15 protein-coding genes are annotated in these 14,165 nt (G+C 68.3%); all 15 read right to left on the bottom strand.

The features are described 5' to 3' along the window. Positions 1-10 precede the first annotated feature (10 nt). The 15 genes from AB0I81_RS32365 to AB0I81_RS32435 all read right to left on the bottom strand — a co-directional run bounded on the left by AB0I81_RS32365 (position 11) and on the right by AB0I81_RS32435 (position 14,156). Positions 11-412, bottom strand: a complete 402-nt coding sequence (locus AB0I81_RS32365; RefSeq protein WP_189126113.1) for a F0F1 ATP synthase subunit epsilon — start codon at positions 410-412, stop codon at positions 11-13. A gap of 66 nt (positions 413-478) precedes the next feature. After that, positions 479-1,927: a F0F1 ATP synthase subunit beta gene (gene atpD, locus AB0I81_RS32370; protein ID WP_360664121.1), complete on the bottom strand. Its 1,449-nt coding sequence runs from the start codon at positions 1,925-1,927 to the stop codon at positions 479-481. Between the two features lies 1 nt (position 1,928). After that, positions 1,929-2,831 carry a F0F1 ATP synthase subunit gamma gene (locus AB0I81_RS32375; RefSeq protein WP_360664124.1) on the bottom strand — a complete coding sequence of 301 codons (903 nt, stop codon included), beginning with the start codon at positions 2,829-2,831 and terminating at the stop codon, positions 1,929-1,931. A gap of 3 nt (positions 2,832-2,834) precedes the next feature. Further along, on the bottom strand, positions 2,835-4,484 hold the full coding sequence (atpA, locus tag AB0I81_RS32380) for a F0F1 ATP synthase subunit alpha (protein ID WP_360664127.1): 1,650 nt from the start codon (positions 4,482-4,484) through the stop codon (positions 2,835-2,837). 41 nt (positions 4,485-4,525) lie between these two features. Next, positions 4,526-5,335 (bottom strand): F0F1 ATP synthase subunit delta, encoded by an 810-nt coding sequence (locus AB0I81_RS32385; protein WP_360664130.1) that lies wholly within the window; start codon positions 5,333-5,335, stop codon positions 4,526-4,528. Then, a complete protein-coding gene (locus AB0I81_RS32390; RefSeq protein WP_360664133.1) occupies positions 5,335-5,883 on the bottom strand; it encodes a F0F1 ATP synthase subunit B in 549 nt (182 codons plus the stop codon). The genes AB0I81_RS32385 and AB0I81_RS32390 overlap by 1 nt, the downstream gene beginning before the upstream one ends. Before the next feature lie 34 nt (positions 5,884-5,917). After that, positions 5,918-6,148 (bottom strand): ATP synthase F0 subunit C, encoded by a 231-nt coding sequence (gene atpE / locus AB0I81_RS32395; RefSeq protein ID WP_103955992.1) that lies wholly within the window; start codon positions 6,146-6,148, stop codon positions 5,918-5,920. Positions 6,149-6,220: 72 nt separating this feature from the next. Beyond that, the gene (gene atpB, locus AB0I81_RS32400; RefSeq protein WP_360664136.1) at positions 6,221-7,015 is read right to left on the bottom strand and encodes a F0F1 ATP synthase subunit A; all 795 of its coding nucleotides are present in this window, start codon (positions 7,013-7,015) and stop codon (positions 6,221-6,223) included. Positions 7,016-7,082: 67 nt separating this feature from the next. Next, a complete protein-coding gene (locus AB0I81_RS32405) occupies positions 7,083-7,298 on the bottom strand; it encodes an AtpZ/AtpI family protein (protein WP_360664139.1) in 216 nt (71 codons plus the stop codon). Between the two features lie 65 nt (positions 7,299-7,363). Next, complete coding sequence (locus AB0I81_RS32410) at positions 7,364-7,786, bottom strand: hypothetical protein (RefSeq protein WP_360664142.1); 423 nt, start codon at positions 7,784-7,786, stop codon at positions 7,364-7,366. A 130-nt stretch (positions 7,787-7,916) separates the two neighbouring features. Then, on the bottom strand, positions 7,917-9,224 hold the full coding sequence (locus AB0I81_RS32415; protein ID WP_360664145.1) for an MraY family glycosyltransferase: 1,308 nt from the start codon (positions 9,222-9,224) through the stop codon (positions 7,917-7,919). 57 nt (positions 9,225-9,281) lie between these two features. Beyond that, positions 9,282-10,547, bottom strand: a complete 1,266-nt coding sequence (gene glyA / locus AB0I81_RS32420) for a serine hydroxymethyltransferase (RefSeq protein WP_360664148.1) — start codon at positions 10,545-10,547, stop codon at positions 9,282-9,284. 63 nt (positions 10,548-10,610) lie between these two features. After that, positions 10,611-10,979, bottom strand: a complete 369-nt coding sequence (locus AB0I81_RS32425) for a hypothetical protein (protein ID WP_360664150.1) — start codon at positions 10,977-10,979, stop codon at positions 10,611-10,613. Beyond that, entirely contained in the window at positions 10,979-13,420 is a 2,442-nt protein-coding gene (locus AB0I81_RS32430; RefSeq protein WP_360664153.1) for a hypothetical protein, read from the bottom strand. The genes AB0I81_RS32425 and AB0I81_RS32430 overlap by 1 nt, the downstream gene beginning before the upstream one ends. 88 nt (positions 13,421-13,508) lie before the next feature. Then, positions 13,509-14,156, bottom strand: a complete 648-nt coding sequence (locus AB0I81_RS32435; RefSeq protein WP_360664156.1) for an L-threonylcarbamoyladenylate synthase — start codon at positions 14,154-14,156, stop codon at positions 13,509-13,511. Positions 14,157-14,165: the final 9 nt, after the last annotated feature.

The raw sequence follows: 14,165 nt of genomic DNA on the forward strand, positions 1-14,165 counted from the left end.
CTTGTATGTATTAAACCTCTTCGCCCGCCGCGCGGAGCCGGGCCTTGGCACGCTTGGCCTCGATCGCCGCGTCGGCATCCTCCTGGTTGGCCTCGATCGAGGCCTGGGCCCGGTCGAGAGCGTCGCGGGCAGCCGCGACGTCGACCTCGGAACCGAGCTCGGCCACCTCGGCGAGCACGGACACCTCGTCGTCGGCCACGGAGATGAAACCGCCGTGCACCGCCGCCACGAGGTCGCCCTCGCCCTCCCGCTTCACGCGCAGCACGCCGCCCTCGACCAGGACGCCGAGCACAGGTGCGTGTTGCGGCATAATACCGATCTCGCCGTCCACGGTCTTGGCAATCACCATGTCGGCCTCGCCCGACCAGATCTCACGCTCGGGTGAGACAACCCCTACGCGTAGCTTCGCCACTTGTGTAGGTTCCTTTCCGATCAGGTGATGGCACGACCCGCGGGCCGCGCCATCACCATGGGGCGATTAGCGGCGCTTGAGTTCCTCGGCCTTCGCGATGGCCTGCTCGATGCCACCGACCATGAAGAACGCCTGCTCGGGCAGGTGGTCGTAGTCACCGGCGCACAGCCCCTTGAAGGAGGCGATGGTCTCGTCGAGCGGCACGGTCTCGCCCGGCTGGCCGGTGAAGGCCTCGGCCGCGTACATCGGGTGCGACAGGAAGCGCTCGATGCGGCGGGCCCGCTGGACGGTGACCTTGTCCTCCTCGGGCAGCTCGTCGATACCGAGGATCGCGATGATGTCCTGGAGCTCGCGGTACTTCTGCAGGATCCGCTTGGTCTCCTGGGCCACCGCGTAGTGCTCCTCGCCCACGATCTGCGGGTCGAGGATGCGGGAGGAGGAGTCCAGCGGGTCCACCGCCGGGTAGATGCCCTTCTCCGAGATCGGCCGCGAAAGCACGGTCTGCGCGTCGAGGTGCGCGAACGCGTTGTGCGGGGCCGGGTCGGTGATGTCGTCCGCGGGGACGTAGATCGCCTGCATGGAGGTGATCGAGTGACCGCGCGTCGAGGTGATGCGCTCCTGCAGCACACCCATCTCGTCGGCCAGCGTGGGCTGGTAACCCACGGCGGAGGGCATACGGCCGAGCAGCGTGGAGACCTCGGAACCGGCCTGCGTGAAGCGGAAGATGTTGTCGATGAACAGCAGCACGTCCTGCTTCTGCACATCGCGGAAGTACTCCGCCATCGTCAGCGCCGACAGGGCGACCCGCAGACGGGTGCCCGGCGGCTCGTCCATCTGGCCGAAGACGAGCGCGGTGTCCTTGAGGACGTCCGCCTCCTCCATCTCCAGCCAGAGGTCGTTGCCCTCACGGGTACGCTCGCCCACACCGGCGAAGCACGACGTGCCACCGAAGTTACGGGCGACTCGACGGATCATCTCCTGGATGAGAACCGTCTTGCCCACGCCGGCGCCGCCGAACAGGCCGATCTTCCCACCCTGCACGTACGGGGTGAGCAGGTCGATGACCTTGATACCGGTGACCAGCAGCTCGGTACGGGACTCGAGCTGGTCGAAGGCCGGGGAGGGACGGTGGATGCCCCACCGCTCCTCGATCTTCAGCGACGCGGTCGGGACGTCGAGCGTCTCGCCCAGCGCGTTCCACACGTGGCCCTTGACGACGTCGCCGACGGGCACCGAGATCGGCGCGTCGGTGTCGACGACCGCCTGGCCGCGGACCAGGCCGTCGGTGGGCTGCATGGAGATGGCGCGGACGAGGTTGTCACCCAGGTGCTGGGCGACCTCGAGCGTCAGGGTCTTGGTCTCGCCGCCGAGGGTCACCTCGACCTTGAGCGCGTTATAGATGTCGGGCATCGCCTCGACGGGGAACTCCACGTCGACGACGGCGCCGGTGACACGTGCCACGCGGCCAGTGCCGGCCGCGGGGGCTTCTACAGTTTCAACAGCCTCTGCAGTCATTTCACTCTTTCCCCGCTGCGGCGTCAGCGAGCGCGTTGGCGCCACCGACGATCTCGCTGATTTCCTGGGTGATGTCGGCCTGGCGAGCCTGGTTCATCTGCTGGGTGAGCACCCGCATCAACTCGTTGCCATTGTCGGTCGCGGCCTTCATCGCACGCCGCCGCGCGGCCTCCTCGGAGGCGGCCGACTGGAGCAGCGCGCTGAAGATGCGCGACTCCACGTAGCGCGGCAGCAGCGACTCCAGCACGTCCGCCGCGGTGGGCTCGAACTCGAAGTACGGCGGGATCGCGGTCGACTCCGTCGCCTCGGTCTCCTCGATCTCCAGCGGCAGAATCCGCTTGACCACGACGTTCTGCGTGAGCATCGAGACGAACTCGGTCGAGACGATGTGGATCTCGTCGATCCCGTTGTCGTCCTTGAAGGAGTCGATCAGCGTGCTCGCGACTTCCTTCGCGTTGGAGTAGGCCGGCTTGCGGGTGAACCCGACCCAGCTGCCACCCATCTCCCGGTTGCGGAAGGAGTGCCAGACGACACCCTTGGTCCCGGTGACGAACGGCACCACGGTCAGCCCGCGGCTTTCGAGCAGCCCGCGCAGGGCCTCGGCCTCACGCAGCACGTTGGCGTTGAAGCCACCGCAGAACCCGCTGTCGGAGGTGACGATGAGGACGCCCGCCTTGGCGGGGTTCTCCTTCGCCACGGTCAGCGGATGGTCGACGCTGGCGGCGTTGCTGACGACGCCGGTGACGGCGCGAGTGATCTCGCGCTCGTACGGCAGCGCCGCCTGCATCCGCTGCTGCGCCTTCACGATCCGTGAAGAGGCAATGAGCTCCTGCGCGCGGGAGATCTTCGTGATCGACTTGACCGAGTTGATCCGCCGCCGCAGCAGTCTTAGCTGGGCACCCATGTCTTACTTCTTCTCCGCAGACCGGACGACCTTCTTGATCTTCTCCTGGCCGACCTCTCCGGCCGCCAGCGGCGCCACCGGCTCGTCCTTGACCAGCAGCTCACCCGAGGAGGTGGTGAAGCCCTTCTTGAACTCCGTGATGGCGTCCTTGAGCGCGGTCACCGTGTCGTCGACCAGTTCCCTGGTCTCCCGGATGGTGTCGAAGATGCCCTTGTTCGAGGACTGGATGTAGTCCAGGAACTCGCTCTCGAAGCGGCGGATGTCCTCGATCGGCACCTCGTCCAGCTCGCCCGTCGTGCCCGCCCAGATCGAGGCCACCTCGCGCTCCAGCGCGAACGGGCTGTACTGGGCCTGCTTGAGCAGCTCGACCAGACGCTGGCCGCGCTCGAGCTGAGCCTTGGAGGCGGCGTCCAGGTCGGAGGCGAAGGACGCGAACGCCTCAAGGTCACGGTACTGCGACAGCGACAGACGCAGCGTGCCCGCGACCTTCCGCATGGCCTTGGCCTGAGCGGAACCACCGACTCGGGACACCGACACACCGACGTTGATGGCCGGGCGCACACCGGCGTTGAACAGGTCGGTCTCGAGGAAGACCTGGCCGTCGGTGATGGAGATGACGTTGGTCGGGATGAACGCCGAGACGTCGTTGCCCTTGGTCTCGATGATCGGCAGACCCGTCATCGAGCCGGCGCCCATGTCGTCGGAGAGCTTGGCGCAGCGCTCCAGCAGCCGGGAGTGGAGGTAGAAGACGTCGCCGGGGAAGGCCTCACGGCCCGGCGGGCGGCGCAGCAGCAGGGAGACGGCGCGGTAGGCGTCCGCCTGCTTGGTCAGGTCGTCGAAGACGATCAGGACGTGCTTGCCCTGGTACATCCAGTGCTGACCGATCGCCGACCCGGCGTAGGGGGCGATGTACTTGAAGCCGGCGGCCTCGGAGGCGGGAGCGGCCACGATGGTGGTGTACTCCATCGCGCCGGCCTCCTCCAGGCGGGCGCGCACCTGTGCGATGGTCGAGCCCTTCTGGCCGACCGCGACGTAGACGCAGCGCACCTGCTTGGTGGGGTCGCCGGAGGCCCAGTTCTCACGCTGGTTGAGAATGGTGTCCACGGCGATCGCGGTCTTGCCGGTGCCGCGGTCACCGATGATCAGCTGACGCTGACCACGGCCGATCGCCGTCATGGCGTCGATGGCCTTGATACCCGTGGCCAGCGACTCCTTCACGGGCTGCCGCTGGACGACCGTGGGGGCCTGAAGCTCAAGGGCACGCGTGCCCTCGGCCTCGATGGCGCCCTTGCCGTCGAGCGGGTTGCCCAGGGGGTCGACCACGCGGCCGAGGAAGTTGTCGCCGACGGGCACGGACAGGACCTCGCCCGTCCTGCGGACCGTCTGGCCCTCCTCGATGCCCGCGAAGTCGCCCAGGATAACGACACCGATCTCGCGGGTGTCGAGGTTCAGTGCCAGGCCGCGCGTGCCATTCTCGAACTCGAGCAGCTCGTTCGCCATCGCCGAGGGAAGGCCGGAGACATGGGCAATGCCGTCGCCCGCGTCGACAACGGTCCCGATCTCCTCGCGCGCGGCGCCTTCCGGTTCGTACGCCTGGACGAAGCGCTCAAGCGCGTCCCGGATCTCGTCCGGCCGGATCGTAAGCTCCGCCATCTCTACTCTGTCTCCCTATTCATTCGCGCCCAATGCGCGCCTCAGCCGGCCAACCGGCGGCGGACTTCTTCGATTCGTCCCACGATGGTGGTGTCGATGATCTCGTCGCCGATGCGGACCGAGAACCCACCGAGCACCCGCTTGTCCACCTCGACGTTCAGGTGCACATCACGGCCGTACGAGTTGCGCAGCCACACTGCCAGGCGCTCTCTCTGCGCCTGCGACAGCTCGACCGCGCTGCGTACCACCGCGACGAGACGCTGCCGCTGCTGGGCCACGAGCTGGCCGGCCTCTTCCAGGCCGCTCTCCAGGCTACGCCCACGCGGATGGACGACGATCTGCGTGACCAGTCGCAGGCTGGTCGGGGCGACCTTGCCGTCGAGCAGGTCGCGCAGCAGTTCGCGCTTGCCCGCCTCGGGCGCGGCAGGGTCGGTCAGCGCCCGGCGCAGGCCGGGGTTGGCGGCGACGATGCGGCCGAAGCGGAAGAGCTCGTCCTCCACCTCGTCGAGCCGGGACTGGCCCTCCGCCTCCGCCGCCGAGCCGACGACACCGAGCCGTTCGAGCACGTCGGGCAGGTCACCCGCGCGCGACCACCTGGCCGCGACCGCGGCCTCGACGGTGGCCAGCGCCGCCTCGCCGACCTTGCCGCCGAGCAGCGAGCGGACGGCGTCCGCCTTCTGCTCGCCGGGCCTGGCCGGGTCGGACAGGGCGCGGCGCAGGCCGTGCTCACGGTCGAGCAGATCCGCGACCGCGAACAGCTCGTCGGAGAGCGCGCCGAGGTCGGCGCTGCCGGCGACCGCGTTGAACCGCTCTTCGACTTCGGCCAGCGAGGTCCTGCTCAAACCGCGCATCAGCGCACCGCCTGCGCGTTCGAGTTCTCCAGCTCGTCGAGGAACCTGTCGACGATGCGGCTCTGACGGGCATCGTCCTCAAGGGACTCGCCGACGATGCGGCCGGCCAGGTCGGTCGACAGGCGGCCGATCTCGGTGCGCAGCTGCGAGAAGGCCGCCTGGCGGTCCGCCTCGATCTGCGCGTGCGCGGCCTCGACGAGGCGACGGGCCTCGGCCTGCGCCTCCTCACGGAGCTCGGCCTTGATCTGCGCGGCCTGCTCGCGAGCCTCCTCGCGCAGCCGGGCAGCCTCAAGCTTGGCCTCCGCGAGCTGGTCGCGGTACTGCTGCTGCAGGACCTGCGCCTCGGCCTGGGCCTCTTCCGCCCTCTTGATGCCGCCTTCGATGGCGTCGGTACGCTCGGCCAGCGTCTTCTGAATACGCGGGACGAGCATCCTGCCGACGACGAAGAAGACGACGAGGAACGCGAAGATACCGACGACGAGCTCGTACATGTGCGGCATGAGAGGGTTGAAACCCTCCTCCGCGGCGAGCGTAGCTGCCAGTTTCATGGGTGCAGCCTTTCGTCAGGGATTCTTCTGGCCTTTACAGGTTCGCGAAGAGGAACGGCGCGACCAGACCGATCAGGGCGAGGGCCTCGGTGAGGACGAAGCCAAGGAGCATGTTCTGGCGGATCAGGCCGTACGCCTCCGGCTGGCGGGCGATGGCCTGCACGCCCTGACCGAAGATGATGCCGACGCCGATGCCGGGGCCGATGGCGGCGAGACCGTAACCGATGGCGGTGACGTTGCCGGAGACCTCAGCGAGAACGCTCATTACTGTTATTCCTTTACTGGACGGCCGGTGAAGTGGAGTCTCACCGGTCATGGATATTCCGGTATGTGGTTCTCAGTGTTCTGCGTGCAATGAGCCACCGATGTACATCGATGCCAGCATCGCGAAGAGGAATGCCTGCAGGAACTGGATGAAGATCTCAAAACCAGTGAAGATGATCGTCATCACCACACCGAGGACACCGACACCGGCGCCCAGCGGGGTGAGCTTCTCGAACAGGAACCAGAAGCCGACCATGCTGAAGAAGGCCAGCAGCATGTGCCCGGCGAACATGTTCGCGAACAGTCGCACCATGTGCGTGAACGGCGCGATGATCATGTTCGACAAGAACTCGATCGGCGAGAGCAGCAGGTAGATCGGCTTGGGCAGCCCCGGCGGGAACATCATGTTCTTGAAGTAGCCGCCCGCGCCCTGGTACTTGACGCCGAGGTAGATCTTGAGCACGTAGACCGAGATGGCGAGCACCGCCGGGAAGGCGATGTGCGAGGCCACCGGGAACTGGATGAAGGGGACGACGCCCATCAGGTTCCAGACCAGGACCAGGAAGAACATGGTCACCAGCAGGCCCATGAACCGGTCGCTGTCCTTGCCCAGGAAGGGGCGGGCGACCTGGTCGCGGACGAACATGTAGCCGTACTCGACAACGTTCTGCAGACCTCTGGGCACCAGCTTCGGCTTGGAGAAGGCGCCCCAGCACACGCCGATCACCAGGATCGCGCTGAGAATCGCCAGCAGAACCGGCTTGGTGAACCAGTCGACCCCGGCAATGATCGGGGGCAGGTTGAAGAGTTCGTCTGGCGTCGGCGCGCTGAACTCGTCACCGTGGGCTGGGGCCGTCAGCGTAATCACGCGGCGTTCCCTTCAACGTCGTATTGGATCACAAGGGTTTCCTCGGCGAAGTTGTCGCTACGTCGGACTAGCGAGAGAACTTCCGGTAGGCCAGATAGCCGGCAAGCACCAGCCCCAGGACGGTGCCTATAGGAAAGAACGCGGACATGTCGAGCCACCGGTCCAGCAACCACCCGAGGCCGCCATAGATCGCCATCCCGGCGAGCAAGGAGCTGGGGATAGACCACATGGCGTCGGCGAAGTCGCGACCGTCTTCTTCCGGTCGGCGTTCCTGTGCGCTCATCGCGGCCCCGACGATAGCAGGCGAGTAGAGGACTAGTCATATCGGACCCCGTCCGGAAACCAGCCTCATGAGTCGCCCTTACCGGGGACCCTGGCTTCGGGGTCGACGTAAAGCATCTTGGTCTTGATGAAGGCACGCACCTCGAAGCCCGTCCAGACCAGCGTGCAGACCACGACCGACCAGGCGAAGGCCACGTTGTTCCAGGCCGTCGTGTCACCGAAGACGCTCAGCACGAGCATGATGGCGACGACCTTGACGAGGTAGCTGAGCATCGCGGCGATCGCCATCATCTGCGGGGAGACGCGGGCGGCGTAGGACACCGCCACGACGCTGATACTGAAGAAGACTCCGACGAGCAGGGTTCCGATGCCCGCGCCCAGCGCTCCCTTGCCGCCTGCCGTCAGGAACGCCACGATGATCGCGACCACTCCAACCAGTGCGGTCGGAATCGCGGCGCTTTTGAGTACGCGCACGTCGTTGGCCTGCATCGGTGCTCCATCAACGAGTTATCAAGCGAGCGTTTGCTACCTCCAGAAGCGGTGCGTCTGGAGTCCCTGCTCGTGAAAGATATCACAAGCTCACGGAAGACCGCTTTTACCTGCCGTTTCTAGTTCACGATCAAGGACGGCTCGGAAATGCCGGAATGACCGGTTTACCGTCGGCCGACGCCCGCTCGCGCGGAGGGCCGTCCGCCCGGGGCATCTGGCGCCCGACCTGCGGATCCGGCGGGACCGGCGGCATCGGCCCCGTCGGCGGGCCATCGTCGTCATCCGGCTGCTTGCCCCTCCGCGCGGAGTGCGAGCCCCCGCTGCCCCTTCCCCGCCAGCGCGGAGCCGCCATCAGGACGAGCACGGCCAGCGCCAGCACGATGACGACCGGGAACAACAACACCGGCACGCCCACCCGGGACATCAGCACCACGCCGAAGGCGAACAGGAACGCCCACGCGTACATGATCAGCACCGAGCGCCGCATCGAGTGGCCGAAGTCCAGCAGGCGATGGTGCAGGTGGCCGCGGTCGGGCGAGAACGGCGACAGTCCCTGCGAGGTGCGCCGCACCACGGCGGTGATCAGGTCGACGAGCGGAAGGATCAGCACCGCGCCCGGCAGCAGGATCGGCACCAGGACGCCGACCTTGTTCATGTCGTCGATGGCCGCCGGGTCGAGCGGGGTCACCGTCACGATGCAGGAGGCGAGCACCAGGCCGATCAGCATGGCCCCCGTGTCCCCCATGAAGATCTTCGCGGGATGGAAGTTGTGCGGCAGGAAGCCCAGGCACGTGCCGATGAGGACGGCGGCGATGGCGGCGGTCGGGGTGATGTTGCCCGCGGCCATGCTCTGGGCCAGGAAGATCGAATAGGCCCAGGTGGCCATGGCGGCGATGCACACGATGCCGGCCGCGAGCCCATCGAGCCCGTCGACGAAGTTGACCGCGTTGATCGTCACGACCACGACCAGGATCGTGATGATGGTGCTGAGCGTGGGGTCGAGGCTGATCGAGCCGCCCCAGTCCCTCGGCAGCGGGATGTAGAGCAGCCGCAGGTCGAAGAAGACCAGCACGCCCGCCGCCGCGATCTGCCCGCCGAGCTTGATGAAGGCGTCCATGCCCCACCAGTCGTCGAGGAACCCGGTCACCGTGATGAGCGCCCCGGCCACGATCAGCGCCGTGACCACGTCCGCCTTGGACTCGAGCTTGAACGCGGCCAGCTCCCCGCCCGTGTGGGTGAGAGCTCCGGCGACCAGCAGGCCGACGACCAGGCCGCCGTACATCGCCAGGCCGCCCAGCCTGGGTGTGGGCGTGGTGTGCACGTCCCGTTCACGGACCTCGGGCATGGCGCCGATGCGGATGGCGAAGCGCCGCACCAGCGGGACCAGCAAGTAGGTCACCGCTGCTGAGATGAGCGCCATGAAGAGGTATTCGCGCACGTACCTAGTTTCCCGGATGCTCCGGCCCGCTGTGACCGGAAATCGACACAGACCCGCTTAATATTCGCTGAGATATGGCTGATGGATGGCCAGAAGCGCCGATACTCTTTCCCTGACCTCCTCCGAACTGCCAGGATGGAGCACCGCCCGGGTCACCAGGGTGCCGATTTCCTTAAGTTCCTGGGGCCCCATCCCCTGGGTGGTCACGCAGGGCGTGCCGACCCGGATGCCCGAGGTCACGGCGGGTGGCTCGGGGTCGTAGGGCACCACGTTGCGGTTGAGCGTGATCCCCGCCGCCGCACACCTGCGCTCCGCCTCGGCCCCCGAGACCCCCACCCCGCGCAGGTCGATCAGCGCCAGATGCGTGTCGGTGCCGCCGGAAACCGCCCGCATCCCCTCCACGGCCAGCGCCTCGGTCAGCGCCCGCGCGTTGGCGATCACCCGCCGGGCGTAGTCGGCGAACTCCGGCCGCATCGCCTCCCCGAACGCCACCGCCTTGGCCGCCACCACGTGCATCAGCGGCCCGCCCTGCACGAACGGGAACACCGCCCGGTCGATCTTCCTGGCCAGCTCGCCGGTGCACAGGATCGCGCCGCCGCGTGGGCCGCGCAGGGCCTTGTGGGTGGTGAAGGTGACGACGTCCGCGTACGGCACCGCCGACGGGATCGCGCCGCCCGCCATCAACCCGATCGGATGCGCCGCGTCGGCCAGCAACCAGGCCCCCACCTCATCGGCGATGCCGCGGAAGACCGCGTAGTCGATCAGCCTCGGGTACGCCGTGGCGCCGCACACGATGAGTTTCGGCTGGTGCCGCAGCGCCAGATCCCGCACCTCGTCGTAGTCGATGAGTTCGCTGTCGCGACGCACGCCGTACGATACGACGTCGAACCATCTTCCCGAGAAGTTCACCTTCGAGCCATGGGTGAGATGCCCGCCATGCGGCAGCGCCATGGCCAGCATGGTGTCGCCGGGCTGCAGCAGCGCCGCGTAGGCGGCCAGGTTCGCCGAGGCGCCCGAGTGCGGCTGGACGTTCGCGTGCTCGGCCCCGAACAGCCCGCGGGCCCGCTCGACCGCCAGCGACTCGGCCCGGTCCACCACCTCGCAGCCGCCGTAGTAGCGCCTGCCCGGGTAGCCCTCGGCGTACTTGTTGGTGAGCGTGGAACCCAGGGCCGCCATGACGGCGGGAGAGGTGAAGTTCTCGCTCGCGATCAACTGGACCCCGCCGCGCACCCGATCGAGCTCGTCGATCAGGACCTGCGCGATCTCGGGATCCCGCTGCCGGAGCAGCCCGAAGTCCGGACCGTAGTAGGGCACTGCACCCATTTCCCCACTGTACGCCCCAATGTCCGATTCTCCCAGCAGCCGATGATTCCCCGAGATTTCATCTCACCAGAACGGCTTCGGCGTCTCCGTCGTCCGCACCCACCGCGGCGTCTCCAGCGCCGTGTCACTGATCTCCGTCAGCACGGAATTACGGTAGGCCGCGAGCCTCCTGCGCCACTCGCGGATGGTCTCCACATACCGCTCCCCCACCGGCGCGTCCCACGTCTGGGGGCTCCTGGCCAGCAGGTACGCCTTGTCGAGTGCCGCGCTGAGCGTTTCGAGCTGCGGCTTGACGCTGTCCCAGGCGTCGATCAGCTTCTGGTATTCGGGGTTGAACATATAGGGCGGCTGACCTGCCTCCAGGCCGCCCGGCGGCTGGGGCGGAGCCTCGTTCCGCTCCCTGGCCCTGGGGGGCTGCGGATCGACGTACATCACGCACTCCTCTCCGGCCGCCCGGGCTCAACGGCCCCCGGCCGACCGTCCGGCCCGACGTCCCGCGCGGCCCACTCGCCGCTGCCGTACTCACCGGGCGGGATCTGGACCGAGGGCATGTCCTGGGGCGGGATGTCGCGATGATCCTCGACCACCGTCCCGAGCGCCCCCATATCCGGCGGCCTCGCCTCCCTGCTCACAACGTCCCCGCCACCCTCACCGGAGGTCGTGACATATCCCGGCTCCACGTCATACGCGATCAGAACGTTGTACGGATCCCCACCACCGTTGTACGGATCCCCACCGCCCCCGACCCCCGCGCCGTAACCAGCTTCCGGACCGGGCATCGATGCCGCGCCGTAGCCACCCTCCGGACCGGACACCGACCCTGCGCCGTAACCACCCTCCGAACCGGAAACCGACCCCGCCCCGTAACCCTCCGAACCGGAAACCGACCCCGCGCCATAACCAGCTTCCGGACCGGACACCGACCCTGTGCCGTAAGCGCCTGGTTGGGTGCCGTCGCCTGTCCGGCCTGTCGTGCCGGTTTCCGTCCCCGTCCCTGTACCTGTCCCTGATCCCGTGGCCGTGGGCGGGGTGTCGGTGGCGGCGCCAGTGGGCGTCTCGGCGGGGTTGGTCGGCGGGATCGCGACCGGCCTACCCTGGCCACCCTGATCCGCATCACCTCGGCCACCCGTGCCCTGATCGGAACCACCTTGGCCACCCACGCCCTGATCGGCACCGCCTCGGCCGCCCGTACCCCGATCGGCATCTCCCTGGCCACCCGCGCCCTGATCGTCGCATCCCTGACCGCCGGCGTCGCGATCAGAGCCTCCCTGACCGCCCGTGGCTGGGGTGTCGGTGATCGTGCCGGTGGGCGTCTCGCCGGGGTTGGTCGGCGGGATCGCGACCGGCCTACCCTGGCCACCCTGATCGGCACCACCTCGGCCACCGGTGCCCTGATCGGAACCACCCTGGCCACCCACACCACGGTCAGCGCTCCCCTGGCCGTCGCCAGTGCCCCGATCCGGTCGGTCACCCGTCGTCGGTGGCTGCTCCGGGATGGTGTCCTTGCCGGTCGGCGGCGGGTTCGTGTCCTTGTCCTGCGCACAGCCATCGCCATCGGCGTCCGTGCGACTGTCCGGCGTGGTGACGGTGTCCGGCGTCCCCGCCGTCGAGCCGCCGTACGAGGCGCTGCTGGAGGGAGTCTCCGCCGACGAACCTCCGTATGGGACGCCGCTGCCGGGCACCTCCGCCGACGGGGGTGGCACCGAGCCGCCGTTGCCGGTTGTGGCGTTCGCCGCGGTCCCGGCATCTACCGGCACTTGGGGCATTTCGGCTGGTTGCACGGCGCTCGGGTTTTCGAGCATGTCCTCGATCGCCGCCGCCGCGGGCGGTTCCAGTGGCACCTGCAGGACCTTGACCCCATCGACCACCACGACCTGCGCCTTGGTCGCCTCCTGCCCGTCCTGGACAGGAGCACCCGTCACACTGCCGTCCGCCCCGGTGTCCCGCCCCGTACCCGTTTCCTGCCCCGTGCCCGTGCCCTGCCCGACCCCGGTCCCGACCCCGGTGCCCTGCTCGGACCCGGTGACCTGCCCGTTCCCCGAGCCCTGCCCCGTCCCGGCGTCCTGTCCGATTCCGGTTCCGACCCCGGCGCCCGCACCCTGCCCGACCTCAGATCCGACCCCGACACCCGCGCCGTACCCGGCCTCGGTTCCGACCCCGACACCCGCGCCCTGCCCGACCTCGGTTCCGACTCCAGTGCCCCCGCCTTGCCCGACCTCAGACCCGACCCCGACGCCCGTGCCCTGCCCGATCCCAGTGCCCTGACCGGTTCCGGGGGGCTGGCCGACTCCCGTGTCCTTGGCGTCGCCGCAGTCCTGCCCGTCGAGGCCGGGCCTCCCGTCGGAGCCAGTCTTCCCGTCGGAGCCAGTCTTCCCGTCGGAGCCAGTCTTCCCGTCGGAGCCAGTCTTCCCGTCGGAGCCAGTCTTCCCGTCGGAGCCTGTCGTGCCGTCGGAGCCTGTCGTGCCTTCGGAGCCGGGCCTGCCTTCGGAGCCAGGTCTGACCTCGGAGCCCGTCTTGCCCTCCGAACCCGTCTTGCCCTCCGAGCCCGTCTTGCCCTCAGGCTCACCGGCGCGCGGACCCCCAAGCCCGCCATGCTCTCCGCGTTCGCTTCCGCCCGGAGCCGGTCCAGTCCCCATCCCCGGCGAATCGACGCGTTTCTCCAGGTCCTGGAGCCGGGTGTCGACGTCCTTGACCATCTCATCGACCATGTCGGCGATCTGGACGGGCCGGTGGTTGGCCTCGTTGAGGAGCCCGGCCCTGTTCATGGCCGCCCGGACCTTGAGCTCGGCCGTACGCATGTGCGTGGCCGCGCCCTTCACCTCGGCCAGCAGGTCACGGACCAGCTTGGGATCCATGCCGTCGAACTTGCCCATGCGCCACTCCCGGACGTATCACCGCTCCGGGCCTCACCGTAATCATGGTCAGAGCGCGACCGCAGCCGGAATAAGCAGCCGGTATACCTCAGTCGTCGGTGGCGACGTACCCGATGATGCCGCGCAGCTTCTCCACCGGGATGGCCCCGCGCCGCAACATCCGGGGCACGGCCGTGGTGAGGTCGAGGATGGTGGAGGGCGTGTTCTCGTTGGTCTTGCCCGCGTCGAGGTAGACCGCGACCGACTCCCCGAGTTGCTCCTCGGCCTCCTCCGCCGTGGTCGCGGCGGGCGAGCCCGAGCGGTTGGCGCTGGAGACGGCCATCGGCCCGGTCTCCTTGAGCAGGTCGAGGGCCACGGGATGCAGCGGCATGCGCACCGCCACCGTGCCCTTGGTGTCCCCCAGGTCCCAGGAAAGGGCCCTGTTGGCCTTGCAGACCAGCGTGAGCGGCCCCGGCCAGAAGGCGTCTATCAGGTCCTGCCCGTACGGCCCCAGGTCGTCTATGAGCGCTGTGGCCGCTCTGACGGTGCCCACCAGCACGGGCGGCGGCATGTCGCGCCCCCGGCCCTTGGCGTCGAGCAGCGCCGTGACGGCCGCCGGCGTGAAGGCGTCGGCCCCGATGCCGTAGACGGTGTCGGTCGGCAGCACCACGAGCTCTCCACGTCGTACGGCGGCCGCGGCCTCCGTCAGGCCCTCGGCCCGCTTGTCCACGTCAGAGCAGTCGAAACGTCGTCCCACGGCGAAATC

This window comes from Nonomuraea sp. NPDC050404, from assembly GCF_040655495.1.
Lineage (GTDB): Bacteria > Actinomycetota > Actinomycetes > Streptosporangiales > Streptosporangiaceae > Nonomuraea.

Excerpts from the sequence above, each read along its gene's own strand:
- atpD (WP_360664121.1), bottom strand. The coding sequence starts at position 1,927 with ATGACTGCAGAGGCTGTTGAAACTGTAGAAGCCCCCGCGGCCGGCACT.
- AB0I81_RS32375 (WP_360664124.1), bottom strand. The coding sequence starts at position 2,831 with ATGGGTGCCCAGCTAAGACTGCTGCGGCGGCGGATCAACTCGGTCAAG.
- atpA (WP_360664127.1), bottom strand. The coding sequence starts at position 4,484 with ATGGCGGAGCTTACGATCCGGCCGGACGAGATCCGGGACGCGCTTGAG.
- AB0I81_RS32385 (WP_360664130.1), bottom strand. The coding sequence starts at position 5,335 with ATGCGCGGTTTGAGCAGGACCTCGCTGGCCGAAGTCGAAGAGCGGTTC.
- AB0I81_RS32390 (WP_360664133.1), bottom strand. The coding sequence starts at position 5,883 with ATGAAACTGGCAGCTACGCTCGCCGCGGAGGAGGGTTTCAACCCTCTC.
- atpE (WP_103955992.1), bottom strand. The coding sequence starts at position 6,148 with ATGAGCGTTCTCGCTGAGGTCTCCGGCAACGTCACCGCCATCGGTTAC.
- AB0I81_RS32405 (WP_360664139.1), bottom strand. The coding sequence starts at position 7,298 with ATGAGCGCACAGGAACGCCGACCGGAAGAAGACGGTCGCGACTTCGCC.
- AB0I81_RS32410 (WP_360664142.1), bottom strand. The coding sequence starts at position 7,786 with ATGCAGGCCAACGACGTGCGCGTACTCAAAAGCGCCGCGATTCCGACC.
- glyA (WP_360664148.1), bottom strand. The coding sequence starts at position 10,547 with ATGGGTGCAGTGCCCTACTACGGTCCGGACTTCGGGCTGCTCCGGCAG.
- AB0I81_RS32425 (WP_360664150.1), bottom strand. The coding sequence starts at position 10,979 with ATGTACGTCGATCCGCAGCCCCCCAGGGCCAGGGAGCGGAACGAGGCT.
- AB0I81_RS32430 (WP_360664153.1), bottom strand. The coding sequence starts at position 13,420 with ATGGGCAAGTTCGACGGCATGGATCCCAAGCTGGTCCGTGACCTGCTG.